The organism is Yersinia alsatica (genome assembly GCF_902170305.1).
In the GTDB taxonomy this organism is placed as follows: Bacteria; Pseudomonadota; Gammaproteobacteria; order Enterobacterales; family Enterobacteriaceae; genus Yersinia; species Yersinia alsatica.
In genome coordinates this window covers 273859-298546 of the sequence record NZ_CABHWW010000009.1, presented here as the reverse complement: position 1 = coordinate 298546, position 24688 = coordinate 273859, and the positions used below count along the sequence as shown (strand labels likewise).

Genomic DNA, 24688 nt, shown 5'->3' with positions numbered 1-24688 from the left:
TACTTATAAATGGAATCATTATGAAATCAAAGAACTTGACCACAATGATCATCTTGGGTTTGATAATAGGTATTATTGTCGGTTTTTTAATAAATTCCTTTAGCAGTCCTGACTTTGCCAAATCATACTCATCTGAAATATCCATCTTTACCGATATTTTTCTGCGTTTAATTAAAATGATTATCGCGCCATTGATTATCTCAACCTTAGTGGTTGGGATTGCCAAAATGGGTGACGCCAAAACGTTAGGGCGCGTTTTCTCAAAAACGCTGTTCCTGTTTATTTGCGCGGCATTCATTTCAATTCTGCTTGGCTTGGTGGTGGTTAACCTCCTCAGACCGGGCGATGGCATCAATTTCGTGGCAGCAAGTGCCAGTGCTGTTGACGGTATTGCTCCAGTTCCTTTCTCCGCTAAAGTGTTTATTTCGCATGCCATTCCGACCAGTATTGTTGATGCAATGGCGCGCAATGAAATCCTGCAAATTGTTGTTTTCTCTATTTTTATGGGGATTAGCCTTTCCGCTATCGGAGAGAAAGCGCAACCTATCGTTGCTGTGCTAGATTCGCTGGCGCACCTGATGTTGAAACTGACCGGTTATGTCATGTTATTTGCGCCACTGACCGTATTTGCTGCTATCTCAGCGATGATTTCTGAGCGCGGGATGGGCGTATTAGTCAGCGCTGGTATCTTTATGGGTGAATTCTATTTCACTCTGGGATTGCTGTGGCTCATTTTAATTGGCTGCTCAATTGTGCTGATTGGCCGCTGTACTCTTCGATTAATAAAAGGTATCAGCGAACCAGCACTGTTAGCCTTTACCACTTCAAGTTCCGAAGCGGCTTTCCCCGGTACACTGGAGAAACTGGAGGAGTTTGGTGTTTCTAACAAAATTTCCAGTTTTGTTCTGCCTATTGGTTATTCGTTCAACCTGGTCGGCTCCATGGCATATTGCTCATTTGCCGTCATCTTTATTGCTCAAGCATGCAATATACATCTGAGTATGGGCGAACAAATCACTATGCTATTAATCCTAATGCTGACATCTAAAGGTATGGCTGGTGTTCCTCGTGCATCATTAGTGGTTATCGCCGCAACTTTGAGCCAATTTAATATTCCGGAAGCGGGTTTAATTCTATTAATGGGCGTTGATCCCTTCTTGGATATGGGCCGTTCGGCAACTAACGTAATGAGTAATGCAATCGGTGCGGCACTGGTTGGACGTTGGGAAGGTGAACATTATGGCGAAGGTTGCCGTGGTATTGCCAAGGTGAGTGCTGAAGAACAATTAATTGAGACAGAAACTCTGCTTGCTCAAGAGGCTTTCACTCTCGAAGCATCCGCGAAATAGCACCACAAATATATTTGCATCACGCTAGCAGTATCAAAAGCCCGGGCTGAAGTCAGCTTGGGTTTTTCATTGTGTAGTATGCGATTTCTGTATTTGAGGGGGAGTTACTGAGGTACTTGATATAATGCTGGGTCGTGCGGGATTACTCGTCCTATGGACTCGCCCTTCGGGTCAACGCTACGCGTTGCTGTCTCGCTTCGCTCGGCTCGAACCTGAACGCAGGTTACTCGTATCATACTGATACTCGCCCTTCGGGCCAACGCAAGCGTTGTTCAAAACTGACGTGCAGTTTTGTCTCACCCACACGTTTTGTGTGGTATGCAATTTCTGTATTTGGGGGGAGTTACTGAGGCACTTGATATAATGGTGGGTCGTGCGGGATTCGAACCTGCGACCAATTGATTAAAAGTCAACTGCTCTACCAACTGAGCTAACGACCCATTATATATAACTGAGAGTAAGAGAAGTGGTGGGCGATACCAGATTCGAACTGATGACCCCCTCCGTGTAAAGGAGATGCTCTACCAACTGAGCTAATCGCCCACTTCTACTACTTTTAATACTTTAAAACCAATGAGAGATGAGTGGTGGGCGATACCAGATTCGAACTGATGACCCCCTCCGTGTAAAGGAGATGCTCTACCAACTGAGCTAATCGCCCACTTCTACTACTTTTAATACTTTAAAACCAATGAGAGATGAGTGGTGGGCGATACCAGATTCGAACTGATGACCCCCTCCGTGTAAAGGAGATGCTCTACCAACTGAGCTAATCGCCCACTTCTACTACTTTTAATACTTTAAAACCAATGAGAGATGAGTGGTGGGCGATACCAGATTCGAACTGATGACCCCCTCCGTGTAAAGGAGATGCTCTACCAACTGAGCTAATCGCCCCGCCGTGTTGTTGGAGTCGCATTATAGGGATAGTTCGAAGTGAGTCAACGGTTTTTAAAACGAAAACAATCGTTCGCCGCAAATTTAAACAGGATGCGATATTTATCGCCGCTGTGGACGTTTCTTTAGGCATATCTATCAGTAATCATCAATTGCATGCCGGTAACATCGTTGAGGAATTACTTCAGGGTGGTAGAATGTCGCCTACTTTTTCGAATTTAGAGCAACTGTCAGCGTCTGCTGGCCGGCGTAGCGTAATAAGGCATCGATCCCAATGAAAATCAAAACCCGTTTTGCACCCAGTCCTACCGGCTATCTTCACGTCGGTGGCGCACGAACCGCACTCTATTCCTGGTTATTCACCCGTCATTTGGGTGGTGAATTTGTTTTGCGCATTGAAGACACTGATCTTGAGCGCTCAACTCAGGAAGCTATCGACGCCATTATGGACGGTATGAACTGGCTAAATCTGGATTGGGATGAAGGCCCGTATTTCCAAACCAAACGTTTCGATCGCTATAATGCTGTTATTGACCAAATGTTGGAAAATGGCACCGCGTATAGATGCTATTGCTCTAAAGAGCGTCTGGATGAGCTGCGTGAGACTCAAATGGCGAATGGCGAAAAGCCTCGCTACGATGGTCGCTGCCGTGACAGCCAATGTACTCATGGTGCCGATGAGCCTTCAGTAGTGCGTTTTCGTAACCCACAGGAAGGTTCTGTCATTTTCGATGATAAAATCCGTGGGCCAATTGAATTCAGCAACCAAGAGCTAGACGATTTAATTATTCGCCGTACAGATGGTTCGCCAACCTATAACTTCTGTGTGGTCATTGATGACTGGGATATGGAAATCACCCATGTCATTCGCGGTGAAGACCATATCAACAACACCCCTCGTCAAATCAATATTCTGAAAGCATTAGGCGCGCCAGTTCCTGAATATGCCCACGTTTCAATGATTCTGGGTGATGATGGCAAGAAGCTGTCTAAACGCCACGGTGCAGTCGGTGTCATGCAATATCGCGATGACGGCTATCTGCCGGAAGCTCTGCTGAACTATCTGGTGCGTTTGGGTTGGTCTCATGGTGATCAGGAAATTTTCTCCGTAGCCGAAATGACCGAGTTATTCACCCTGGATGCGGTTAGCAAATCAGCCAGTGCTTTCAATACTGAAAAACTACAGTGGCTGAATCATCACTATATCAACAGCCTGCCACCTGAACATGTTGCTGTGCACCTGTCATGGCAAGTTGAGCAACTGGGGATTGATACCCGCAATGGCCCTGAGTTAGCAGAGATTGTTAAACTGCTGGGTGAACGTTGCAAGACACTGAAAGAGATGGCCGAGTCTTGCCGTTACTTCTATGAAGAGTTTGACGAGTTCGATGCTGACGCAGCGAAAAAACATTTACGCCCAGTTGCACGTCAACCACTTGAAGCAGTTAGAGCTAAACTTGCAGCAATTACTGAATGGACAACTGAGAACGTCCACAACGCCATTCAGGGCACTGCAGATGAGTTAGGTGTAGGTATGGGTAAAGTTGGCATGCCGTTGCGTGTTGCTGTCACTGGAGCGGGCCAATCACCGGGTATGGATGTCACTGTCCATGCTATTGGTCAGGCGCGTTCGCTGGCTCGTATTGATAAAGCACTCGCCTTCATCAGCGAGCGCGAAGCTCAGCAATAAAATTGCCTATTTTCATGCTGGCAAGGTGGCTTATCCGAGCCACCTTTTTTATGCCTGATAGCCGTCAAACTATGAATCACATCCCGTTTATTATGCTGTTTGCTCACTGATTTGGCGGCTTTTTCAGCGCTTAGCGCGAGAAATGGAATTAGCCGTTGACACTGTTTCAGTGGTTTCATATCATGCGCCCCGTTCACACAATTTATTATGTGCGCATTGGGGCTATAGCTCAGCTGGGAGAGCGCTTGCATGGCATGCAAGAGGTCGACGGTTCGATCCCGTCTAGCTCCACCAAATTTTCTGATTTGATGATCTAGTCAAGCCAGTTAAATTAGTGGCATCATAGATAAATCAGTACGAACAACCACATTTGTGGGGCTATAGCTCAGCTGGGAGAGCGCTTGCATGGCATGCAAGAGGTCGACGGTTCGATCCCGTCTAGCTCCACCACCATTTAAAAAACCGGCTTAGGCCGGTTTTTTGCTTTTCAATATTTGCCACAATCAGGCTCCAATTTTATCTTCTCTGCTGCTATCCTGTTGACTCGCTAAGCTCACTGATTAAGTGAATAGACAAGAGATAACCGAGGGAATAGCTAATGGACCCGCAGCAGCAAATCATTCAATGGCTTCATGCTGACCCTTATCGGATGCGCGCACTGTTTATTGCTCGTGAACTCGGCTTACATCAGTGGTGCCTGGCTGCAGGTTTTGTCCGCAATCTGGTGTGGGATAAACTGCATGGCTACACGTCACCCACGCCACTCAATGATATTGATTTAGTCTATTTTGATGAGGAAGATGCCAGCGAACAGCGCGATTTGCAGCTCGAGAAGCGGTTGTTTCAAACGCCACCTTTTCAAGATATGCCCTTTCCGTGGTCGGTGAAAAATCAAGCCAGGATGCACCTGCACACCGGGCGCTGGCCCTATACCAGCATGGAAGATGCCATCAGCTACTGGGTTGAAGTCGAAACCGCCATTGGTGCTAAACTCAATAATAATGGCGATATTGAATTAATTGCGCCACTCGGCCTGGATGCACTATTTGCCAAAACCATCACGCTAAATCCTAAAAACGGTGAAATTGATACCTACAACCAAAGGGTCAATAGTAAAGGTTGGCTGCAACATTGGCCGCAATTAAAGTTGGTAGTGTAGCGGTGCCAAATCATATTATTGCGTTCAAAAAAGGACCAACTGATAAGAAAGCGATAAGCAAGTGATAAGATTGCGCAAACCCTCCCCCGGAAGCTAAAGTTTAATTTTCCCTCGACGATATCTATTATTCCACCTCCGTTTTTCTAAGGAATAATGATGTCGAATACTATCTCTACCGCATCTGTGTCTGTAAGCAGCAGTAGCTCTTCGGACAGCAGTAGCACTGCACAGATTAAATCTCTTAATCAAGAGATCCAAAAACTCACTGAAAAATTAAGCACCTTAAAAGATTCGGGTTTGACTGCTGATGAGCTACAAAAACAGCAGCAACAAATTCAGAGTCAAATTGCAGCACTGCAAGCTCAAGTCGCTCGTATTGAAGCAAAAGAGGCCGAAAAAACTAAAGAGGGTGATAATAATACCGTGAGTGCGAATGCACCGACCGGTGATGGGGTAAACCGCCCTTCTGCCCAGAACCAGATTGACGTTTATATTTAATGAGGTTTTACCCTACAAGCAAGACTATGGCGATGAACAGAGTGCCGCCCATCGCCATATTTTAGAGTACTGGATTAACTGCGCTTGAGTGGTTTGACCAAACTATCCAACCCTTCAATCTTAATTGCCAGTGTCATCTCCATTAACATGCCCAACTTGCCCTGCGGAAACTCCCCTTTACGGGCGAACCACAGCAGATACTCTTCAGGCAAATCAATTAATATCCGCCCTTGATATTTACCGAAGGGCATCCGGGTATTGGCAATCTCAAGCAAATTTTCTTTTTCCATACCACTCGCCCTCAGGATTGTAATTATTCGCCTAATAAACGGATCATTTCAGCTTCATCAATCACGGTAATCCCAAGTTCCTGCGCTTTAACCAATTTTGATCCCGCAGCTTCACCGGCGATCACCAGATCGGTCTTTTTCGAGACGCTACCACTCACTTTAGCGCCCAAAGCCGTCAGACGATCTTTGGCTTCGTCGCGTGAGAGAATAGTGAGCGAGCCGGTCAGCACCACGGTTTTACCGGCGAATGGGCTGTCTATCTCTTCGGCAATGATTTGCTGCGGCTCAGGCCAACTGATCACTTTTTCGAGCGCGTCGATCACCTTCTGATTATGTTCTTCACTCAGGAAGTTAAGCACGTGTTTAGCCACCACCTCACCGACATCCGGCACACTTTTTAATGCTTCGATATCTGCCGCCCGAAGATTATCCAGATTACGGAAATGAGCGGCCAAATTGGCGGCGGTGGCCTCACCGACTTCGCGAATTCCCAACGCATAGAGGAAGCGCGCAAAAGTGGTCTGCTTCGCCTTCTCCAATGCCACAATCAGATTTTGTGCAGACTTGGGCCCCATTCGGTCGAGACCGGTTAATTTGCCCGCAGTCAAAGTGAATAAATCCGCCGGGTTCTCGACATACTGTTTTTCCACCAGTTGCTCGATAATTTTGTCGCCCATACCGTCCACATCCAACGCCCGACGTGAGACAAAGTGCTTCAGCGCTTCTTTACGTTGCGCTGCACAGAATAAGCCACCGGTACAGCGAGCAACCGCCTCACCCTCAACCCGCTCGATATCAGAGCCGCATACCGGGCAATGTTCGGGGAAAGTAATCTCTTTGGCATCCTGAGGGCGCTGTTCCAGCACCACACCCACCACTTGTGGAATAACATCACCGGCCCGGCGGACAATCACGGTATCGCCAATACGCAAGCCAAGGCGCTCAATTTCATCGGCATTGTGTAGCGTCGCATTACTGACAATCACGCCAGCAACCTGTACCGGTTCCAGACGAGCCACGGGGGTGATAGCACCGGTGCGCCCTACCTGAAACTCCACTTCACGCACTTGCGTTATCTGCTCTTGTGCCGGGAATTTAAATGCCGTTGCCCAGCGCGGTGCGCGGGCCACAAAGCCCAGTTGCTCTTGCAAATCGAGAGAATCAACCTTGATAACCACACCATCAATATCAAAACCTAAACTGGCGCGGTCTTGTTCAACTTGGCGATAAAAAGCAATAACCTGGTCACTGCCAGTGCACAATTTGACTCTATTGCTGACCGGCAAGCCCCAGGCTTTGAATTGCATCAACCGCTGAATATGGCTGCGCGGCAGCTCGCCACCATCCAATAAACCCACACCGTAGCAGAAGAAAGTTAATGGCCGTTTAGCAGTGATTCGCGGGTCAAGCTGGCGCAACGAGCCCGCAGCTGCATTACGTGGATTGGCAAAAACTTTGCCCCCTTTGCGGCGCGCTTCTTCGTTAAGTTGCTCAAACCCAGCCTGCGGCATAAACACTTCACCGCGCACTTCGACTCGCCGTGGGATGTTATCTCCATGCAAACGCAGGGGAATAGCGCGAATAGTACGTACATTGACGGTAATATTCTCCCCGGTGGTGCCATCACCGCGAGTCGCCGCCCTGACCAGTTCGCCCTCTTCATACAATAAACTGACCGCCAAACCATCGAGCTTCAGTTCACAACAAAATGTCAGGGGTTCTGCGGTTTTCAGCCGATCATGCACCCGTTTGTCGAATGCCAGATAACTCTCTTCATCGAAGACGTTATCAAGAGACAGCATCGGGACTTCATGTTTAACCTGGTCAAAGGCATCAAGTGGCGCAGCCCCAACCCGTTGCGTCGGTGAATCATTGGTGATCAGTTCAGGATGTTGTGCTTCCAAATCACGCAATTGCTGCATCAGGCGGTCATATTCAGCATCAGGGATCTCTGGTGCATCCAACACATGGTATTGATGTTCGTGATGGCGCAATGAGGTTCTTAGTTGATTAATTTGCTGAATTATCGATTCCATGGCTCACCATCAAAGATAAAAAACCCCCGGCATGCGGGGGTTCGGGTTAATTCGATTCATTGCGGGGCAACGTTATCAGGCGCTTGCGTTTGCATCCAACACTTCGCGGATGCGGGCCTTATACGTTTCCAGCTTTTGCGGGGTCATCATGCGGCGTTCATCATCCAACACCACACCGCCAACATCATCGGCAATACGCTGGGCTGATTGTAGCATTAGCTTGAAGTTCTGATTAGCATCGCCATAAGACGGCACCATCATAAACATTGATACACCCGGCGTTGAGAAATCAGACATGGTATCGGGATCAAAAGAACCCGGTTTTACCATATTCGCCAAACTGAACAATACTGGGCCGCTGCCTGCCGGGCTAAGGTGACGGTGGAAAATACCCATTTCACCGAATTGGAAACCAGACTGAAGCACACTCTGTAGTAGCAATTCGCCACCCAGAGCACCGCCGTGATGCGCGGCTACATGCAGTACTAAAACAGTCTCTTTCAGTTTTTGCGGTTTCACCTCTGGAGCAGGAACAGCTGGCTCTGGTTGCGATTCCACATGTTGTGGCCCGACCCGAGGTGCATGTTCCGCCACATGCTGCGGTTCTGCGTGTCGCGGTTGTGAATAAGGTTCTTCAACCGAACCAAGCAAAGGATCACGCTGTGATTCATGCGGTGGTTGCTCAGCAGATAGCCCACCCAATAGCGGGTCGTCATATTCTGTCTGCACTGAAGCAAAAGGTTTTTGACGAGGTTCCGCCTTAACCTGTGCCGGTTTAGTTTCAGTATGCTGAATAACCGGCATGTCTTCATCGTCATCATCAATGTGACTAAACGAAGGCTTCTCTTGTGGATGAGCAGTGCGGACGCGCACTTCTCCTACCCCTTCATCAAGACTCTCAATCGGGGTTTCAACACGTTCTTGTTTCAGACGTTTAACTGGGCGATCGCGAAAAAGTGATGAGCGTTCTTTACGGCTGGTCCATAAACCATGCAATAACAACGCTATTATGGCGATCGCGCCAACAACGATTAATATCAGACGCAAATCCTGCATCATTACTATCTCTGTTGTTCCAATACATTGCCACCGCGGCAAACATTCACCCTTTAACTCTATTTCCCAACGAACACAAGTGCAAGTCCGTGCTCAATTTTCTTCGAAGAAAGATGATTATGCTAGATGTTTTGCTTATTTTTTGTACAAAACGTGACTATGCAGTGGGAAATCATACCGATATGATACATGAGTCAATAAGCTAACAGAGAACTCAATGGCATGGCGTATACGCAAAAAGCGGTAAAAAAGGTCAGTGGTATCCATTATTTTGCTCAAGGATGGCAGTTAATTTCCCGTCCGGGCATCCGGCGATTCGTGATTCTACCCTTACTGGTGAATATTCTGCTGATGGGAGGCGCTTTCTGGTGGTTATTCAACCGGATAGGTGACTGGGTTCCGCAACTAATGAGCCATGTTCCTGACTGGTTACAATGGCTAAGTTATTTACTGTGGCCGGTAATGGTCATTTCGGTGCTGCTGGTATTCAGTTACCTGTTCAGCACCCTTGCCAATTTCATCGCCGCCCCGTTTAACGGTTTGTTGGCCGAACAATTGGAGGCCAGTCTGACCGGAAAGCCCCTACCGGATACCGGCATCATGGGCATCGTGAAAGATTTGCCGCGCATTATGGCGCGTGAATGGCGAAAATTAGCTTATTACTTGCCACGGGCACTGGTGCTGTTGCTGTTATATCTGATCCCGGGGATTGGCCAAACACTGGCTCCTGTCCTATGGTTCCTGTTTAGTGCTTGGATGCTGTCGATTCAATATTGTGATTATCCTTTTGATAACCATAAAGTGAGCTTCCAGCACATGCGCAGTGCATTACGTCAAAATAAAGTTGATAACCTGCAATTTGGTGCGCTAGTGAGCTTATTCACTATGATCCCGTTCCTGAATCTGGTGATTATGCCAGTGGCGGTCTGCGGGGCCACGGCTATGTGGGTTGATCGCTACCGCGACCAGTTTATTCAACCGCCGCGCTAATTTTCTGTGGGCGTGCTGGTCACGCCCTTGTTATTGGGATTAAAACTTATTTCCTAATAACATATCGATATACCAATTACTTACTTCCATAGCCATACTGTTAGCGTATGCTTTGAACGTTTCCTACATTTTCATAGAGTTAAAGGACGGGCTATGAGCAAGATATATGAAGACAACTCTTTAACAATCGGCCATACGCCGTTGGTTCGTCTGAACCGTATCGGTAACGGACGCATTTTGGCAAAGGTTGAATCACGCAATCCAAGTTTCAGCGTTAAATGCCGTATCGGTGCCAATATGATTTGGGATGCCGAAAACAAAGGCATTCTGACCGAAGGCAAAGAATTGGTAGAACCGACCAGTGGTAATACCGGCGTTGCTCTGGCCTTTGTTGCCGCAGCGCGTGGTTATAAATTAACACTGACCATGCCTGAAACCATGAGCATTGAGCGCCGTAAGTTATTAAAAGCGCTGGGTGCCAATCTGGTGCTGACTGAAGGTGCCAAAGGGATGAAAGGGGCGATCGCCAAAGCTGAAGAGATCCAAGCTACCGATCCAGACCGCTATATTATTTTGCAGCAGTTCAGTAATCCGGCCAACCCGGAAATTCACGAGAAAACCACCGGTCCAGAGATTTGGGAAGATACTGATGGTGAAGTGGATGTCTTTATTGCCGGAGTGGGTACTGGCGGTACGCTGACTGGCGTCAGTCGCTACATCAAAAACACCAAAGGCAAAGCAATTATCACGGTAGCTGTTGAACCAACCGACTCGCCAGTTATCACGCAAGCATTGGCTGGCCAAGAGATCAAACCGGGCCCACATAAAATTCAGGGGATTGGGGCGGGCTTCATTCCCGGCAACCTCGACCTGAGTTTGGTTGACCGTGTGGCTTTAGTGACCAATGACGAAGCTATCTCTATGGCTCGTCGTTTGATGGATGAAGAAGGTATTTTGGCCGGTATTTCCTCCGGTGCAGCCGTGGCTGCTGCGGTTAAGCTTTCTGAAGAAGATGGCTTTACTGACAAAACAATTGTGGTTATTCTTCCCTCCTCGGGTGAGCGTTACTTAAGCACAGCATTGTTTGCAGATTTGTTCACTGAGCAAGAACTGCAACAGTAGTGATGCTGTCGCACTAAATGCTAAAAAAGCACCCGCATGGGTGCTTTTTTTGTGGCGCGCTTCAAAGTTTTTACTACATAAAGATTGATTTTACCCTCTGGGTTTAGTATTTAACCGGTCAATTATTTTGATACGCGAAATTAATCGAGTATTGAGCGCCTCTCTGGCTGAATCGATTTATCAATTATGCAACACAACAAAAAATGTCATCACTTAACGCTGATTGAAGACATAACGCAAAGAGAGCATTATTCTTAGAAGTAGCAGTTTCGATTTTAGGCCTGAACTCAGGTTGCATCGGAAACTGTCTTTGTGACTTACCTGTAGTTGAGGCATAGTCATGCGCGAGTTGAAAGATGTCGTTATACGCGCACCAATACAGGCTAAAGTTTAGATTTTACACTAAACTTTAGCTCCACAACATAAATCCAATAAGTTGGGGAAATACAATGTTCCAGCAAGAAGTTACTATTACTGCACCAAACGGTCTTCATACCCGCCCTGCTGCCCAGTTCGTAAAAGAAGCAAAAGGCTTTGCGTCTGAAATTACTGTGATCTCTAACGGTAAAAGCGCCAGCGCTAAGAGCCTGTTCAAACTGCAAACTCTGGGCCTGACCCAAGGTACTGTTGTTACGATCTCTGCTGAAGGCGAAGATGAGAAGAAAGCTGTTGAGCATCTGGTAAAACTGATGGCAGAGCTTGAGTAATCACGCGCGCTTTTTTAGTTAACACCAGTCAAGAGTAAGGTAGGGTTATGATTTCAGGCATTTTAGTATCACCGGGTATCGCTTTTGGTAAAGCACTTTTGCTGAAAGAAGATGAGATTGTCATCAACCGGAAAAAGATCTCTGCTGACCAAGTGGAGCAGGAAGTCGAGCGTTTCAAAACTGGGCGGGCTAAAGCGGCCGAACAGTTGGAAGCGATTAAGACCAAAGCTGGCATAAGCCTGGGCGAAGAGAAAGCTGCCATCTTCGAAGGGCATATCATGCTGTTGGAAGACGAAGAGCTTGAGCAGGAAATCATAGCCCTCATCAAAGATGAGCATGCAACTGCTGATGCAGCCGCTTATTCAGTGATTGAAGGGCAAGCAAAAGCCCTGGAAGAGCTGGATGACGAATACCTGAAAGAACGTGCGGCTGACGTACGTGATATCGGTAAACGCCTGCTGAAGAACATTCTCGGTCTGACTATTGTCGATTTAGGTGCTATCCAGGATGAAGTGATTCTGGTTGCAACCGATCTGACGCCGTCAGAAACCGCGCAGCTTAATCTGGATAAAGTGTTAGGGTTCATCACCGATTTAGGTGGTCGCACTTCTCACACCTCCATTATGGCTCGTTCGTTGGAATTACCGGCTATCGTCGGCACCAGCGATGTGACCAAACAAGTCCAAAATGGCGACTATTTGATCCTCGATGCGGTAAACAACAAAGTCTATTTAAATCCGACTGCCGATGTGATTGAGCAGTTGAAAGCGGTGAATGCTCAGTACATCACCGAGAAAAACGATCTGGCCAAACTGAAAGATCTGCCTGCTATCACCCTTGATGGCCATCAGGTTGAAGTGGTTGCCAACATTGGTACCGTGCGTGACATCGCCGGTGCTGAACGTAATGGCGCTGAAGGTGTCGGTCTGTATCGTACCGAATTCCTGTTCATGGACCGCGACTCACTGCCTACTGAAGAAGAGCAGTTCCAGGCTTATAAAGCTGTTGCGGAAGCCATGGGTTCTCAGGCAGTTATTGTCCGTACCATGGACATCGGCGGTGACAAAGACCTGCCGTACATGAACTTGCCGAAAGAAGAAAACCCATTCCTGGGCTGGCGTGCAATCCGTATTGCTATGGATCGCAAAGAGATTCTGCATGCACAGCTGCGCGCGATCTTGCGTGCCTCCGCGTTTGGTAAATTGCGTATCATGTTCCCGATGATCATTTCGGTTGAAGAAGTGCGCGAGCTGAAAGCAGAACTTGAACTGCTGAAGAGCCAACTACGTGAAGAAAACAAAGCCTTCGATGAAACTATCGAGGTCGGTGTGATGGTGGAAACACCAGCGGCGGCGGTCATCGCTCGCCATTTAGCTAAAGAAGTTGACTTCTTTAGTATTGGGACAAACGATCTAACTCAGTATACTCTGGCAGTAGATCGTGGCAATGAGCTGATTTCTCATCTCTATAATCCAATGTCGCCATCGGTATTGGGCCTGATCAAACAGGTTATTGATGCATCTCACGCTGAAGGTAAGTGGACCGGTATGTGCGGTGAACTTGCTGGTGATGAACGTGCTACACTGTTGCTATTGGGCATGGGGCTGGATGAGTTCAGCATGAGTGCGATTTCGATCCCACGCATCAAGAAAATTATCCGTAATACGAATTTCGAAGATGTGAAGGTGTTGGCAGAGCAGGCATTGGCTCAACCAACAGCGAAGGAATTGATGGATTTGGTTACCACATTCATTGAAGAAAAAACGCTCTGCTAATTCCACGATACTGGAACGCTGCCCAATATAAATACTTAGGAGAAGATCATGGGTTTGTTCGATAAACTGAAATCATTGGTTTCAGATGATAAAAAAGACAGTGGTACTATTGAGATCGTAGCTCCGTTGTCTGGTGAGATCGTCAACATCGAAGATGTTCCTGATGTTGTGTTCGCAGAGAAAATCGTTGGTGATGGTATTGCTATCAAGCCTTCAGGCAATAAAATGGTTGCACCTGTTGACGGCACCATCGGTAAAATTTTCGAAACTAACCATGCTTTTTCTATCGAATCAGACAGCGGCATTGAGCTGTTCGTCCACTTCGGTATTGATACTGTTGAACTGAAAGGCGAAGGCTTCAAGCGCATCGCTGAAGAAGGGCAGCGCGTCAAAAAAGGTGATGTGGTTATTGAGTTCAATCTGGCCCTGCTGGAAGAGAAAGCCAAGTCTACCTTGACGCCGGTTGTTATCTCTAACATGGACGAGATTAAAGAGCTGATTAAACTCTCTGGTAGTGTCACTGTGGGTGAGACACCTATTATTCGTATCAAAAAGTAATTTTATACGAATGAAAAAAACGGCGCCTAAGGGCGTCGTTTTTGTTGGTCAAACATAGCATACGTTTAATCGGTGGTAGCCCAGCGCGGTATCCGCAGAGTAATCACCAACCCACCCTGCTCACCATTTCGGGCCTCAACCTGGCCGCCATGCGCCAAAACCACTTTCCGTGTAATGGCTAAGCCCAACCCGTAACCTTTGCCAGACATGGCTGACTTGACGCGCACGAAAGGGTCGAAAATACTGGATAGCTTACTTTCCTCCACGCCCGGCCCTTGGTCTGTAACCTGAATCTGGTAGCTCCGCTCACTAGGCGAAAGTGTCACGGTAACTTGCTGACCATGACGCGAGAAACGCAGCGCATTGCGGACAATATTATCAATTGCCCGCCGCATCAGCTCAGCATTGCCTTTGACGGTGTAGCCAACTTGCGGTGTGACCTGCAATAGGATCTCAACCCCCGGAACCTGTGCTTCATAACGGGCATCATTGACCACCACTTTCACTAATTCATGTAAATCAAAATACTCTTCGTCATCGGCTATACTGTGATTCTCGGCGCGAGAAAGTGCTAATAACTCACCAATCATCTTATCCAGCCGTTCCGATTCGTGCTCAATGCGCTGTAATGAGTTCTCGACGTTCACCGGGTTCTGGCGCGCCAAACCAATCGCCAATTGCAAACGCGCCAATGGCGAGCGCAACTCATGAGAGACATCATGCAGCAACTGTTCGCGGGCGCTGACCAGAGCCTCCAGCCGCTCGGCCATGGAGTCAAAATCCCGCGCCACTTCCGTCAGTTCATCATGCCGTCGGCGCATCACCGGTAACAGCCGCACCGACAAATCGCCCTGTGCTACCCGCTCGAAACCGGCACGTAGCTGGCGCATAGGTCGCGACAGGTTCCACGCCAATAATGCGCTGAAGAACAGCCCCCCCAGCACGCCCATCCAAATCATTGGAATGGGAATGTTCAGTATTTCATGGCGGCTCTCGCCACTACCGTCCTGCTGATTGACCGCCCGTAATCCATCAATATCGTAACTGATACGATAATTTTGCCCTTCTGGACCGGTGACCCACGTCGTGACTTCCCTACTGTAGAACTCGGGTTCACGGCCTCTAGGTGGCCGCGCCTTATTGGGCGGCTCTTCTGTTGCTACGGGTACCTCAGTCGCAGGCAAGACAGAGAAATGGTTTTTATCTGCCTCTGACCAATGGGTCATCATATTATTTAGCGCAGGTAAGCCGCCGGTATGGAGTATCGAGGCCGCTGACGCGACCTGCAATTTGGCGATCTGCCGCACCATCTCACGCTCAGGTGGTTCATGACGATTGCCATAGAAGGAAAATACCACCCAGAGCATCTGCGTCATTAAAATAAAGGTCAGCCAAAATCCTAATAGGATTTTCCAAAACAACCGTCCGCGCATATCTTATCGACTCCACCAATAGTTATTATCTGATGCGATAGCCAATGCTACGTACCGTTTCAATATTTAGTGTGTTGCCCGGTAAGGCCGCCAGTTTTTGTCTGATATTACTGATATGCACATCGACACTACGGTCATAGGCTTCCCGTGGTCGTCCTAGCCCTTTATCGGACAATTCATCTTTGGTGACGACGCGTTCCGGTGAGCGCAGCAAAAGTTCCAGTAAATTAAACTCCGAAGCGGTTAAATCGAACGGTTTACCTTGCCATTCACTGCTACGGGTCGACGGGTTAAGAGTCAGGTCGCCCTGAATGATGACACTGTCATTAGTGGATGACACATCAGGATGCTCGTCGAAGCGGCGTAATACTGCGCGCAGCCGTGCCACTAACTCGCGTGGATAGCAGGGTTTGGGCATGTAGTCATCTGCCCCCATCTCCAGGCCGATAACCCGGTCAATGTTGTCGCCTTTGGCTGTCAGCATAATAATAGGTAAACGGCTTTTTTTACGCACTTGCCGCAATACATCAATGCCACTCATATCAGGCAACATAATGTCGAGGATCAAGGCGGTATATTCCCCGGACAAGGCACCTTCAATGCCCGCTCTGCCGGTTAATACCAGTTCGGCGTTAAACCCCTCGCCATTCAGGTATTCCCTCAACATCGTGCCCAGCTCAACATCGTCATCGACTAACAAAATTTTCATCTATTCACTCTCCTGCCTGATTTTGGCTATTTTCATGCCTATTTGACTCGCGCGCAGCCGGTTTTACTCAATCCTTACATATTCTTGAGTTTCACTTAACTCACACTTATCGGGCCTTGGCGGTAAATTATCCCCCTGCATTTCGCTGCACTATTTTCTTAATTGTGGTTCAAGGATCTTTGATTGATTATGCAACAGGTTACCGGGTCGAAACGACGCCTTATCGGGCTGGCTATTGTGCTGCTGGTCGCCGGCGGTGTACTGCTCTTTAGATTGATGTCACCAGCAGATAAACCGGGGTTTATTACTGCCCCGGCAGAGATTCGCACTCTGGAGCAAACCGTACTGGCTGATGGCACCATCAAAGCACAAAAACAGGTCACGGTGGGTGCTCAGGTCTCGGGGCAAATTAAAGCCCTCCATGTCACCCTAGGACAACAGGTTGAAAAAGGCCAGTTAGTAGCTGAAATTGATGACCTTACTCAGCAAAATGCCCTAAAAGATGCGGAAGAAGCCCTAAAAAATGTGCTAGCTCAACGGGCTGCAAAAGTCGCGACGCAAAAAAATAATCAGTTAACCTACCAACGCCAGCAACAGATTCTCGCTAAAGGGCTGGGGGTTCGGGCTGATTTTGATAGTGCCAAAGCAATATTAGAGAGCACACAAGCCGAAATTAACGCGCTGGATGCACAAATTGCCCAGGCAGAAATTGCCGTCAGTACCGCCAAACTCAATCTTGGTTACACCAAAATCAACTCGCCGATTGCCGGGACCGTGGTCGCCATCCCGGTTGAAGAGGGGCAAACCGTCAATGCGGTGCAAAGTGCGCCGACAATCATTAAAGTCGCGCAACTCGACACCATGACGGTAGAAGCACAGATTTCTGAAGCTGATGTGGTGAAAGTCAAAGCCGGGATGCCGGTTTACTTCACTATTTTAGGCGAACCCGCAGAGCGGTTCAGCGCAACACTGCGGGCGATAGAACCTGCGCCTGACTCAATCAATGATGAAACCACCACCACCTCAACATCAAGTAGCAGCTCTAGCTCTTCTACCAGTACCGCCATTTACTATAACGGCTTGTTTGATGTCGCCAACCCGCATGGAGCATTGCGTATTTCGATGACTGCGCAGGTGTATATCGTGCTGCATAAAGCCGAGGACGCCGTGGTTATCCCTGCGACCGCGCTGGAGAGTAGTAATGGGCACTATCAGGTACAAGTCGTTGATGAAAAGGGGAAAATAAGCCGTCGAGCCGTTACCGTCGGGATAAACAATAATGTCGATGCTCAGATTCTCTCTGGCGTGCAAGCCGGGGAGCAGGTCATTGTCAGTCAGGCAAATGCCGCCTCCTCCAACAGTAAGGCCCAACACATGGGGCCACCAATGGGGATGTAACTGATGCCAGATATCAACCAAAATAAGATTTTACTGCAACTCAATAACGTTAGCCGTTGGTTTAGTATTGGCGATAAAGCCACGGGTGAAGCAACCGTTCGAGTATTAAAAAATATCAATCTAACCATTCACCGTGGCGAAATGGTGGCCATCGTCGGGGCATCCGGCTCCGGTAAATCAACCCTGATGAATATTCTCGGGTGCCTGGATAAACCCAGCTCAGGTGAGTATCTGGTGGCTGGGCGTATTCCTTTGCATCTGGATAGGGATGCATTAGCTGAATTACGCCGCGAACACTTTGGTTTTATTTTTCAGCGCTACCATTTACTGAATGATTTAAATGCGCGGGAAAATGTTGAGATTCCGGCGATTTACGCGGGCATTGAGCGCGAGGAGCGGCGTCAGCGGGCAACTAACCTATTGTCACGCCTTGGGCTGGCAGACCGGCTGGATTATCGCCCAAGCCAGCTTTCTGGTGGGCAGCAGCAGCGAGTCAGTATTGCCAGAGCACTGATGAATGGCGGAGAGGTGATTCTGGCCGATGAACCTACCGGCGCACTCGATACTCATAGCGGCAATGAAGTATTAAATATTCTCAAGAACTTACATCGGCAAGGCCATACGGTCGTTATTGTCACTCATGACATGTCGATTGCTGAACATGCTCAGCGAATTATCGAACTTCGAGACGGTGAAGTCATTGCTGATAGGCAAAAGCCGCAAGTTGCATCAGCAAAAATAGAGCCGCAAGTGAGCGACCTTGAAAAAGATTCAGACATCACCAATAAAGCTCCGCTATCCCCTTGGAGAGCACAGTGTGACCGCCTGCAAGAAGCATTCAGAATGGCCTTGCTGGCAATGTCATCGCAACGTCTGCGCACCCTATTAACCATGCTGGGGATTATTATCGGCATTGCTTCTGTGGTCTCGGTGGTGGCGCTGGGCAAAGGGTCGCAACAGCAAGTTCTGGCGAACATCAGCGCCATGGGCACCAGCACATTAGAGATTTTCCCCGGTAAAGATTTCGGTGATATGCGCTCTGCGGCAATTCACACATTGCGGGCCACCGACGCCGATGCACTGGCGCAGCAAGGCTATATTCATAGCGTCACCCCGACAGTCGCCACCAGTGCCACGCTGCGCTATGGCAATAAGTCAGTGAGCGGCACGGTAAATGGGGTTGGCGAGCAATATTTTTTGGTGCGCGGTTATACCATCGACCAAGGAATGGCCTTTAACCGCACCAGTGTCAATAACCTGATGCAGGAAGCCGTGATTGATGAAAACACCCGCGATAAGCTGTTTCCCAATGGCGAAACAGCGCTTGGAAAAGTCATTTTACTCGGCTCACTGCCCTGCCGGGTGATTGGTGTCGCGGCCAGAAAACAGAGTGGATTTGGCAGCGACGAGAATCTCAACGTGTGGATCCCTTATACCACCGCCATGAAACGTATGCTCGGGCAGTCCTATTTGAAAAGCATCACCGTGCGCGTGAACGATGATATCGATCTGGCTAATGCCGAACAGGGGGTGAGCAAGCTGCTGACGCAACGCCACGGGACACAGGATTTTTTCGTCATGAACACCGACAGTATTCGTCAAACCATTGAGAAAACCACCTCGACGATGACATTGCTGGTATCAATGATAGCGGTTATTTCATTGGTGGTCGGTGGGATTGGGGTGATGAATATCATGTTGGTTTCAGTCACTGAGCGCACCCGAGAGATTGGCGTACGCATGGCGGTGGGCGCGCGTGCCAGCGATATTATGCAGCAATTTTTAATTGAGGCGGTGCTGGTGTGTTTACTGGGCGGGTGCCTCGGGGTGGTGTTATCTCTGGGGATTGGCTTGGTGTTCAGTCAATTCAGCAGTAACTTTTCGATGGTTTACTCCGCCACATCGATTATTACGGCGTTTATCTGTTCCAGCTTGATTGGCGTGATCTTTGGTTTTTTCCCCGCCAAGCGGGCGGCAGAAATGGACCCAATCAGGGCACTGGAACGGGAGTAAAATCAGTTATTCGATCGGCTGATATTCGACTGGCTCTCTTTACCGCGCTGCAGCTTCAAAAGAGTCGGGCCACTGGACGGCGGCCCAATACCAGCACCAGTATTTTAGTCAAAAACCCCAGTCGATAGATAGCGATCTCCGCGGTCGCATATAATCGCCACAATCACTGCGCCGGGGTTTTCAGCCGCCACTTGTAAAGCTCCGGCGACTGCTCCGCCGGAACTGACGCCACAGAAGATCCCCTCCTCCGTTGCCAGACGGCGCATGGTCTGTTCAGCAGAGAGTTGACTGATATCCAGGACGTGATCCACCAGTTCGGGGCGGAAAATCCCCGGCATATATTCTGCTGACCAACGGCGTATCCCCGGAATACTGCTACCTTCCGCCGGTTGTAGGCCAATGACCTTAACCTGTGGGTTTTGGCTTTTCAGGTACTGGCTAACACCGGTAATGGTGCCGGTGGTGCCCATGCTGGAGACAAAATGGCTCACTTCACCGGCAGTTTGTTGCCAAATCTCTGGCCCGGTGCCAATGAAATGCGCATACGGATTATCGGTATTATTAAACTGATCCAGCACCTTACCTTGCCCATCAGCCTGCATCATTAATGCCTGATCGCGCGCGCCTTCCATACCTTGCTCGCGGCTGACCAAAATAAGCTCTGCTCCGTAGGCGCGCATGGCGGCCTGCCGCTCCTGACTCATGTTTTCCGGCATCAGTAATTTCAGCCGATACCCTTTCATGGCGGCGATCATCGCCAATGCAATGCCGGTATTCCCGCTGGTTGCCTCAATCAATACATCACCCGGCGCAATTTCCCCACGTAGCTCGGCCTGCTGGATCATGGCGAGTGCCGCGCGGTCTTTTACCGAACCCGCCGGATTATTACCTTCCAGTTTTACCCAAATTTGGGCATTCAGCCCTTGGCTCAAGCGCTGCAGTTTTACCAGTGGTGTATTGCCGATGCATTGTTCAAGGGTCGTCACGTTAATTACCTATTAAATACCCTTCCTCGGCGGTTTTCGCAGCCACTTCAAGGAGGGAGGGTATGATTCTGTGTCTACAAAAAGAAGAAAAACTTATCAGGCGCTTTGGGCTAAAGCAATGGGTTGCAATAATTGATCGCCAGAATATAAGCGGGCATTTAATCCGCCAACATAGTAGCGATTGCCGCGTACCGGGGCGTCAATATTGCCCTCTGGCAGCACAACACTGATCGGATCTTGATGCCAGCCAATAGGTTGCACTGTCAGTTGCCAGAAATGGCCGCGTGGGCTGACTTCCAGTACCTGAACCGGCAATGGGCAGCGGTCACTGGATTGTGTGCTGACTTCCATCTCCCAAGGGCGCAGGAATAAATCGACACTGCCCTGATGCATCGGCGCTAAATCCAGCGGCCAATGATGGGCACCGATAAACAGTTGTGAGCCACGAATTTCACCACTCAGGCGGTTAACTTCACCGAGGAATTCCAGCACAAAACGGGTGGCAGGATCACGCCACACTTCATCTGGCGTCCCGACCTGCTCAATATTGCCCTGACTCATCACCACCACGCGATCCGCCACTTCCATGGCCTCTTCCTGATCATGAGTCACAAAAACACTGGTGAATTTCAGTTCTTCGTGTAGCTGGCGCAACCAGCGGCGCAACTCTTTACGCACCTGTGCATCCAGCGCACCGAAAGGCTCATCCAGCAGCAGGATTTGCGGCTCAACCGCCAGCGCGCGTGCCAAAGCAACCCGCTGTTTCTGGCCGCCAGAAAGTTGAGAGGGATAACGGTTAGCCAGATGGCCTAATTGCACCATCTCCAACAACTGCGCCACTTTCTGCTTGATCGCCGCGGCATTCGGGCGTTCGCGCCGTGGTAATACCGTCAAACCGAAGGCAATGTTATCGAACACAGTCATATGGCGGAACAGAGCATAATGCTGGAACACAAAACCGACGCGCCGATCCCGAGCATGCAGGCGGCTGACATCAGTACCGTGAAAACTTAAGCGCCCGGCATTCTGGTTCTCTAGCCCGGCAATGATGCGCAACAGGGTTGTTTTCCCCGAACCGGATGGGCCAAGCAGAGCCACCATCTGACCAGAAGGAATATCCAGTGAGATGTTGTTCAGTACTTTGGTACGACCAAAATACTTGCTGATATTATCAATCTCAATGCTCATGCTTTTGCTCCTGTTCGAGACGAATGACTTGACGCGCTAAGCGCCATTGCAGGCCACTTTTCAGAAAAAGGGTTACGATTGCCATCAAGGTTAATAATGCGGCGGCAGTAAATGCCCCGGCCGTGTTGTAATCCTGATGCAGCAACTCAACTTGCAGCGGTAAGGTGTAGGTCTCGCCACGAATAGAACCGGATACCACAGATACTGCGCCAAACTCGCCGATGGCACGGGCATTGGTCAACACCACGCCATACAGCAGCGCCCAGCGAATATTAGGCAGCGTCACACGACGGAACATCTGCCAGCCAGAAGCGCCGAGTAACACCGCCGCCTCATCTTCCTGACTGCCCTGACTCATCATCACCGGCACCAATTCGCGTACCACAAACGGGCAGGTGACAAAGATGGTCACCAGCACCATGCCGGGCCACGAGAACATCAATTGGATGTCGTGAGAGTCCAGCCAGCCGCCCACCATGCCGTTTGAGCCGTAAAACAGCAGGTACATCAAACCGGCCACCACTGGCGAGACAGCAAACGGGATATCAATTAACGTCATCAATAACTGGCGGCCGGGGAAGACAAATCGGGTCACTAGCCAAGCCAGCACCACGCCAAACACCAGATTGACCGGGACAGTAATCAGCGCGACCAAAACCGTCAGCCAGATGGCGTGTAGCATATCGGGGTCGACTAAATTCTGAACCACCACCTCAAACCCTTTCGAAAAGGCGGTGATGAAGATCCACACCATCGGGATCACCAACAGTAAAAACGAGAACAGCGCGCCAATGGCGATTAGCGTCCATTTACCCCAGTTAATCGGCGGACGAGCCACACCGTTAAATTCCGAGATATCAGCCATTAGTGCCCGCCTATCCGCCGACCGAAGCGGCTTTGTAAGGTGTTAATACCAAACAGCAGCACCAGTGAAACCGCCAAAATTACGGAGGCGATGGCACTGGCTGCCGGGTAATCAAATTCTTGTAAGCGGATGAAAATCATCAGCGAGGTCACTTCAGTTTTCCACGCGATATTGCCAGCAATAAAGATAACTGCGCCGAACTCACCCAGACTGCGGGTAAAGGATAATGCCGTGCCCGCTAACAATGCCGGAGCCAGTTCTGGCATCACCACTAAACGGAAACTTTGCCAGCGGCTGGCCCCCAAGGTTTCTGCCGCTTCTTCATATTCTGGCCCTAACTCTTCCAATACCGGCTGCACCGTGCGCACCACAAATGGCAAGCTGGTGAAAGCCATAGCGACGGCAATCCCAAGCCAGGTAAAGGAAACTTTGATGCCGAACTCGTTTAACCAAGCACCGTACCAGCCGGTGGTGGAGAACAGTGTTGCCAATGTCAGCCCTGCTACCGCCGTCGGCAGCGCAAATGGCAAGTCCATCAAGCCATCCAGTAAACTGCGGCCGGGAAATTGATAGCGCGTTAAGATCCAAGCCATCAACATGCCAAATACCGCATTAAATACACTCGCCACGCCCGCAGCCAGTAAGGTCACTTTATAAGCGGCGACCACCTGAGGATTAGTAATCACCTCCCAGTATTGTGCCCAACTCATCTGGGCGACCTGCATCACTAATGCACTGAGGGGTAATAACAAGATCAGGCAGGTGTAAAGCAGGCTGCTCCCAAGACTGAGGGTAAATCCGGGCAGAACCCGTTTACTGGATGCCGACAACATTACTGATGCCCTTCCGCTAACAATTTATCCAACTCACCACCGGTCACGAAATGGGTACTCATTACTTGTGGCCAGCTACCAAACTGCTCTTCAACACGGAATAATTTGGTTTCTGGGAATTGAGATTTAGCCGCTTCCATTGCCGCTTTGTCATAGACGCGGTAATTAAAGCTGGTGATAACCTGCTGTGCCGGAGGGCTATAAAGGTAGGTGAGGTAAGCAATGGCGGCTTTTTCAGTGCCATTTTTCTCAACATTTTTATCCACCCAAGCCACTGGGAATTCCGCCAAGATATCGACCGGCGGAACAATCACTTCATATTTGTCACTGCCATACTCTTTGCGGATGTTGTTCACTTCAGATTCGAAACTGATCAGCACATCACCCAAACCGCGCTCAACGAAAGTGGTGGTTGCACCACGGCCGCCAGTATCAAATACCACCACGTTTTTCAGAAAACGCTTCATCCAGTCGCGGGTTTTAGCTTCATCCTGACCATTAGCTTGCTGAGTCGCACCCCACGCCGCCAGATAGGTGTAACGGCCATTACCTGAGGTTTTGGGATTCGGGAACACCAGTTTGACGTCCTCGCGCACTAAATCATCCCAACTGTGAATATTCTTAGGATTGTCTTTGCGCACCAAGAAAGCCATGGTGGAGTAGAATGGCGAGCTGTTATTTGGCAGGCGAGCTTGCCAGTCAGCCGGGATCAAATTGCCGCGGTCATGCAAAATTTGCACATCCGTCACTTGGTTGTAGGTCACCACATCCGCTTTTAGCCCCTGCAAGATAGCCAGCGCTTGCTTGGAGGAACCGGCATGGGATTGCTTGATAGTCAGTTTGTCACCGGGGTTTTGTTGTTCCCATTGTTGCTGGAAACCCGGATTCAATGCGGTGAATAACTCGCGGGAGACATCATAAGAGCTATTGAGCAACTCAGTGGCAGAGACTGTTGCACTGCTGAAAATTAACGCGCTTAATAAGGCGGCACGGGTTAATCCTTTACGGGTACTTTTCGTCACTGAATTCTGTTTCATTCTGCACCTTATTCACTGAGTTTATTCACCAAGCATTTGCCATTCATTACGAATGATGAGCTGTAATATGTTCAGTGTATTTATAACTAGGTGCATACC

At 49.1% G+C, this 24688-nt stretch carries 21 protein-coding genes, 7 tRNA genes and 1 other RNA gene; 13 read left to right on the top strand and 16 right to left on the bottom strand.

Annotated features, from left to right (window positions below; translation table 11 throughout):
• Window positions 1-20 precede the first annotated feature (20 nt).
• Entirely contained in the window at window positions 21-1349 is a 1329-nt protein-coding gene (locus FTA96_RS06130) for a dicarboxylate/amino acid:cation symporter (protein WP_145573360.1), read from the top strand.
• 125 nt (window positions 1350-1474) lie between these two features.
• Here the strand turns inward: FTA96_RS06130 and FTA96_RS06125 are convergent.
• The 6 genes from FTA96_RS06125 to FTA96_RS06100 all read right to left on the bottom strand — a co-directional run bounded on the left by FTA96_RS06125 (window position 1475) and on the right by FTA96_RS06100 (window position 2246).
• Window positions 1475-1596, bottom strand: a non-coding RNA gene (locus tag FTA96_RS06125) — RtT sRNA.
• A 117-nt stretch (window positions 1597-1713) separates the two neighbouring features.
• Window positions 1714-1789 (bottom strand) — tRNA-Lys (locus FTA96_RS06120).
• A 27-nt stretch (window positions 1790-1816) separates the two neighbouring features.
• Window positions 1817-1892 (bottom strand) — tRNA-Val (locus FTA96_RS06115).
• A 42-nt stretch (window positions 1893-1934) separates the two neighbouring features.
• Window positions 1935-2010 (bottom strand) — tRNA-Val (locus FTA96_RS06110).
• 42 nt (window positions 2011-2052) lie between these two features.
• A tRNA-Val gene (locus tag FTA96_RS06105) sits at window positions 2053-2128 on the bottom strand.
• Between the two features lie 42 nt (window positions 2129-2170).
• Window positions 2171-2246: transfer RNA gene (locus tag FTA96_RS06100), tRNA-Val, on the bottom strand.
• Between the two features lie 274 nt (window positions 2247-2520).
• On the opposite strand from FTA96_RS06100, the gene gltX reads away from it, so the two are divergent.
• The 5 genes from gltX to FTA96_RS06070 all read left to right on the top strand — a co-directional run bounded on the left by gltX (window position 2521) and on the right by FTA96_RS06070 (window position 5593).
• On the top strand, window positions 2521-3936 hold the full coding sequence (gene gltX, locus FTA96_RS06095) for a glutamate--tRNA ligase (RefSeq protein ID WP_050122864.1): 1416 nt from the start codon (window positions 2521-2523) through the stop codon (window positions 3934-3936).
• 218 nt (window positions 3937-4154) lie between these two features.
• Window positions 4155-4230: transfer RNA gene (locus FTA96_RS06085), tRNA-Ala, on the top strand.
• Between the two features lie 80 nt (window positions 4231-4310).
• Window positions 4311-4386, top strand: a tRNA-Ala gene (locus FTA96_RS06080).
• Window positions 4387-4534: 148 nt separating this feature from the next.
• Complete coding sequence (locus FTA96_RS06075; protein ID WP_050109370.1) at window positions 4535-5095, top strand: nucleotidyltransferase family protein; 561 nt, start codon at window positions 4535-4537, stop codon at window positions 5093-5095.
• 156 nt (window positions 5096-5251) lie between these two features.
• Window positions 5252-5593, top strand: a complete 342-nt coding sequence (locus FTA96_RS06070; protein ID WP_145529798.1) for a FlxA-like family protein — start codon at window positions 5252-5254, stop codon at window positions 5591-5593.
• A 74-nt stretch (window positions 5594-5667) separates the two neighbouring features.
• Here the strand turns inward: FTA96_RS06070 and FTA96_RS06065 are convergent, their stop codons facing one another.
• The 3 genes from FTA96_RS06065 to zipA all read right to left on the bottom strand — a co-directional run bounded on the left by FTA96_RS06065 (window position 5668) and on the right by zipA (window position 8978).
• Window positions 5668-5883 (bottom strand): DUF3820 family protein, encoded by a 216-nt coding sequence (locus FTA96_RS06065; protein WP_145573358.1) that lies wholly within the window; start codon window positions 5881-5883, stop codon window positions 5668-5670.
• Between the two features lie 23 nt (window positions 5884-5906).
• The gene (ligA, locus tag FTA96_RS06060; RefSeq protein ID WP_050109368.1) at window positions 5907-7919 is read right to left on the bottom strand and encodes an NAD-dependent DNA ligase LigA; all 2013 of its coding nucleotides are present in this window, start codon (window positions 7917-7919) and stop codon (window positions 5907-5909) included.
• 75 nt (window positions 7920-7994) lie between these two features.
• Entirely contained in the window at window positions 7995-8978 is a 984-nt protein-coding gene (gene zipA / locus FTA96_RS06055) for a cell division protein ZipA (RefSeq protein ID WP_145573356.1), read from the bottom strand.
• Between the two features lie 219 nt (window positions 8979-9197).
• On the opposite strand from zipA, the gene cysZ reads away from it, so the two are divergent.
• The 5 genes from cysZ (at window position 9198) to crr (ending at window position 14127) form a co-directional block, all read left to right on the top strand.
• Complete coding sequence (gene cysZ, locus FTA96_RS06050) at window positions 9198-9965, top strand: sulfate transporter CysZ (RefSeq protein ID WP_050109366.1); 768 nt, start codon at window positions 9198-9200, stop codon at window positions 9963-9965.
• A 153-nt stretch (window positions 9966-10118) separates the two neighbouring features.
• The gene (gene cysK, locus FTA96_RS06045; protein ID WP_145573354.1) at window positions 10119-11087 is read left to right on the top strand and encodes a cysteine synthase A; all 969 of its coding nucleotides are present in this window, start codon (window positions 10119-10121) and stop codon (window positions 11085-11087) included.
• 449 nt (window positions 11088-11536) lie between these two features.
• Entirely contained in the window at window positions 11537-11794 is a 258-nt protein-coding gene (gene ptsH, locus FTA96_RS06040) for a phosphocarrier protein Hpr (RefSeq protein ID WP_004393588.1), read from the top strand.
• A 47-nt stretch (window positions 11795-11841) separates the two neighbouring features.
• A complete protein-coding gene (gene ptsI / locus FTA96_RS06035) occupies window positions 11842-13569 on the top strand; it encodes a phosphoenolpyruvate-protein phosphotransferase PtsI (RefSeq protein ID WP_004712629.1) in 1728 nt (575 codons plus the stop codon).
• Between the two features lie 48 nt (window positions 13570-13617).
• Window positions 13618-14127 carry a PTS glucose transporter subunit IIA gene (crr, locus tag FTA96_RS06030; RefSeq protein ID WP_004392561.1) on the top strand — a complete coding sequence of 170 codons (510 nt, stop codon included), beginning with the start codon at window positions 13618-13620 and terminating at the stop codon, window positions 14125-14127.
• A 65-nt stretch (window positions 14128-14192) separates the two neighbouring features.
• Here crr and FTA96_RS06025 read toward each other — a convergent pair whose 3' ends face one another.
• Window positions 14193-15560: a sensor histidine kinase gene (locus FTA96_RS06025; protein WP_050109364.1), complete on the bottom strand. Its 1368-nt coding sequence runs from the start codon at window positions 15558-15560 to the stop codon at window positions 14193-14195.
• Between the two features lie 25 nt (window positions 15561-15585).
• Window positions 15586-16269, bottom strand: coding sequence for a response regulator transcription factor (locus FTA96_RS06020; protein ID WP_050109363.1), 684 nt, complete (start codon window positions 16267-16269; stop codon window positions 15586-15588).
• A 189-nt stretch (window positions 16270-16458) separates the two neighbouring features.
• Between FTA96_RS06020 and FTA96_RS06015 the strand changes: the two genes are divergently transcribed.
• Together FTA96_RS06015 and FTA96_RS06010 are read left to right on the top strand one after the other, a co-directional pair.
• Window positions 16459-17667, top strand: coding sequence for an efflux RND transporter periplasmic adaptor subunit (locus FTA96_RS06015; RefSeq protein WP_050151939.1), 1209 nt, complete (start codon window positions 16459-16461; stop codon window positions 17665-17667).
• A 3-nt stretch (window positions 17668-17670) separates the two neighbouring features.
• Window positions 17671-19680, top strand: coding sequence for a MacB family efflux pump subunit (locus FTA96_RS06010; protein WP_145573352.1), 2010 nt, complete (start codon window positions 17671-17673; stop codon window positions 19678-19680).
• 104 nt (window positions 19681-19784) lie between these two features.
• Here the strand turns inward: FTA96_RS06010 and cysM are convergent, their stop codons facing one another.
• The 5 genes from cysM to FTA96_RS05985 form a co-directional block, all read right to left on the bottom strand.
• Window positions 19785-20666 carry a cysteine synthase CysM gene (gene cysM, locus FTA96_RS06005; RefSeq protein WP_050109360.1) on the bottom strand — a complete coding sequence of 294 codons (882 nt, stop codon included), beginning with the start codon at window positions 20664-20666 and terminating at the stop codon, window positions 19785-19787.
• Between the two features lie 96 nt (window positions 20667-20762).
• Window positions 20763-21854, bottom strand: a complete 1092-nt coding sequence (gene cysA, locus FTA96_RS06000; protein ID WP_050122876.1) for a sulfate/thiosulfate ABC transporter ATP-binding protein CysA — start codon at window positions 21852-21854, stop codon at window positions 20763-20765.
• Window positions 21844-22719, bottom strand: coding sequence for a sulfate/thiosulfate ABC transporter permease CysW (gene cysW / locus FTA96_RS05995; RefSeq protein WP_050122879.1), 876 nt, complete (start codon window positions 22717-22719; stop codon window positions 21844-21846). The genes cysA and cysW overlap by 11 nt, the downstream gene beginning before the upstream one ends.
• Window positions 22719-23552, bottom strand: coding sequence for a sulfate/thiosulfate ABC transporter permease CysT (gene cysT / locus FTA96_RS05990; RefSeq protein ID WP_049610602.1), 834 nt, complete (start codon window positions 23550-23552; stop codon window positions 22719-22721). The genes cysW and cysT overlap by 1 nt, the downstream gene beginning before the upstream one ends.
• A complete protein-coding gene (locus FTA96_RS05985; RefSeq protein ID WP_050132833.1) occupies window positions 23552-24589 on the bottom strand; it encodes a sulfate ABC transporter substrate-binding protein in 1038 nt (345 codons plus the stop codon). The genes cysT and FTA96_RS05985 overlap by 1 nt, the downstream gene beginning before the upstream one ends.
• Window positions 24590-24688 lie beyond the last annotated feature (99 nt).

Excerpts from the sequence above, each read along its gene's own strand:
- FTA96_RS06025 (WP_050109364.1), bottom strand. The coding sequence starts at position 15,560 with ATGCGCGGACGGTTGTTTTGGAAAATCCTATTAGGATTTTGGCTGACC.
- ptsH (WP_004393588.1), top strand. The coding sequence starts at position 11,537 with ATGTTCCAGCAAGAAGTTACTATTACTGCACCAAACGGTCTTCATACC.
- FTA96_RS06075 (WP_050109370.1), top strand. The coding sequence starts at position 4,535 with ATGGACCCGCAGCAGCAAATCATTCAATGGCTTCATGCTGACCCTTAT.
- FTA96_RS06065 (WP_145573358.1), bottom strand. The coding sequence starts at position 5,883 with ATGGAAAAAGAAAATTTGCTTGAGATTGCCAATACCCGGATGCCCTTC.
- cysT (WP_049610602.1), bottom strand. The coding sequence starts at position 23,552 with ATGTTGTCGGCATCCAGTAAACGGGTTCTGCCCGGATTTACCCTCAGT.
- FTA96_RS05985 (WP_050132833.1), bottom strand. The coding sequence starts at position 24,589 with ATGAAACAGAATTCAGTGACGAAAAGTACCCGTAAAGGATTAACCCGT.
- ptsI (WP_004712629.1), top strand. The coding sequence starts at position 11,842 with ATGATTTCAGGCATTTTAGTATCACCGGGTATCGCTTTTGGTAAAGCA.
- FTA96_RS06020 (WP_050109363.1), bottom strand. The coding sequence starts at position 16,269 with ATGAAAATTTTGTTAGTCGATGACGATGTTGAGCTGGGCACGATGTTG.
- gltX (WP_050122864.1), top strand. The coding sequence starts at position 2,521 with ATGAAAATCAAAACCCGTTTTGCACCCAGTCCTACCGGCTATCTTCAC.
- crr (WP_004392561.1), top strand. The coding sequence starts at position 13,618 with ATGGGTTTGTTCGATAAACTGAAATCATTGGTTTCAGATGATAAAAAA.
- FTA96_RS06130 (WP_145573360.1), top strand. The coding sequence starts at position 21 with ATGAAATCAAAGAACTTGACCACAATGATCATCTTGGGTTTGATAATA.
- FTA96_RS06010 (WP_145573352.1), top strand. The coding sequence starts at position 17,671 with ATGCCAGATATCAACCAAAATAAGATTTTACTGCAACTCAATAACGTT.
- cysK (WP_145573354.1), top strand. The coding sequence starts at position 10,119 with ATGAGCAAGATATATGAAGACAACTCTTTAACAATCGGCCATACGCCG.
- cysW (WP_050122879.1), bottom strand. The coding sequence starts at position 22,719 with ATGGCTGATATCTCGGAATTTAACGGTGTGGCTCGTCCGCCGATTAAC.
- cysA (WP_050122876.1), bottom strand. The coding sequence starts at position 21,854 with ATGAGCATTGAGATTGATAATATCAGCAAGTATTTTGGTCGTACCAAA.
- ligA (WP_050109368.1), bottom strand. The coding sequence starts at position 7,919 with ATGGAATCGATAATTCAGCAAATTAATCAACTAAGAACCTCATTGCGC.
- cysZ (WP_050109366.1), top strand. The coding sequence starts at position 9,198 with ATGGCGTATACGCAAAAAGCGGTAAAAAAGGTCAGTGGTATCCATTAT.
- FTA96_RS06015 (WP_050151939.1), top strand. The coding sequence starts at position 16,459 with ATGCAACAGGTTACCGGGTCGAAACGACGCCTTATCGGGCTGGCTATT.
- zipA (WP_145573356.1), bottom strand. The coding sequence starts at position 8,978 with ATGATGCAGGATTTGCGTCTGATATTAATCGTTGTTGGCGCGATCGCC.
- FTA96_RS06070 (WP_145529798.1), top strand. The coding sequence starts at position 5,252 with ATGTCGAATACTATCTCTACCGCATCTGTGTCTGTAAGCAGCAGTAGC.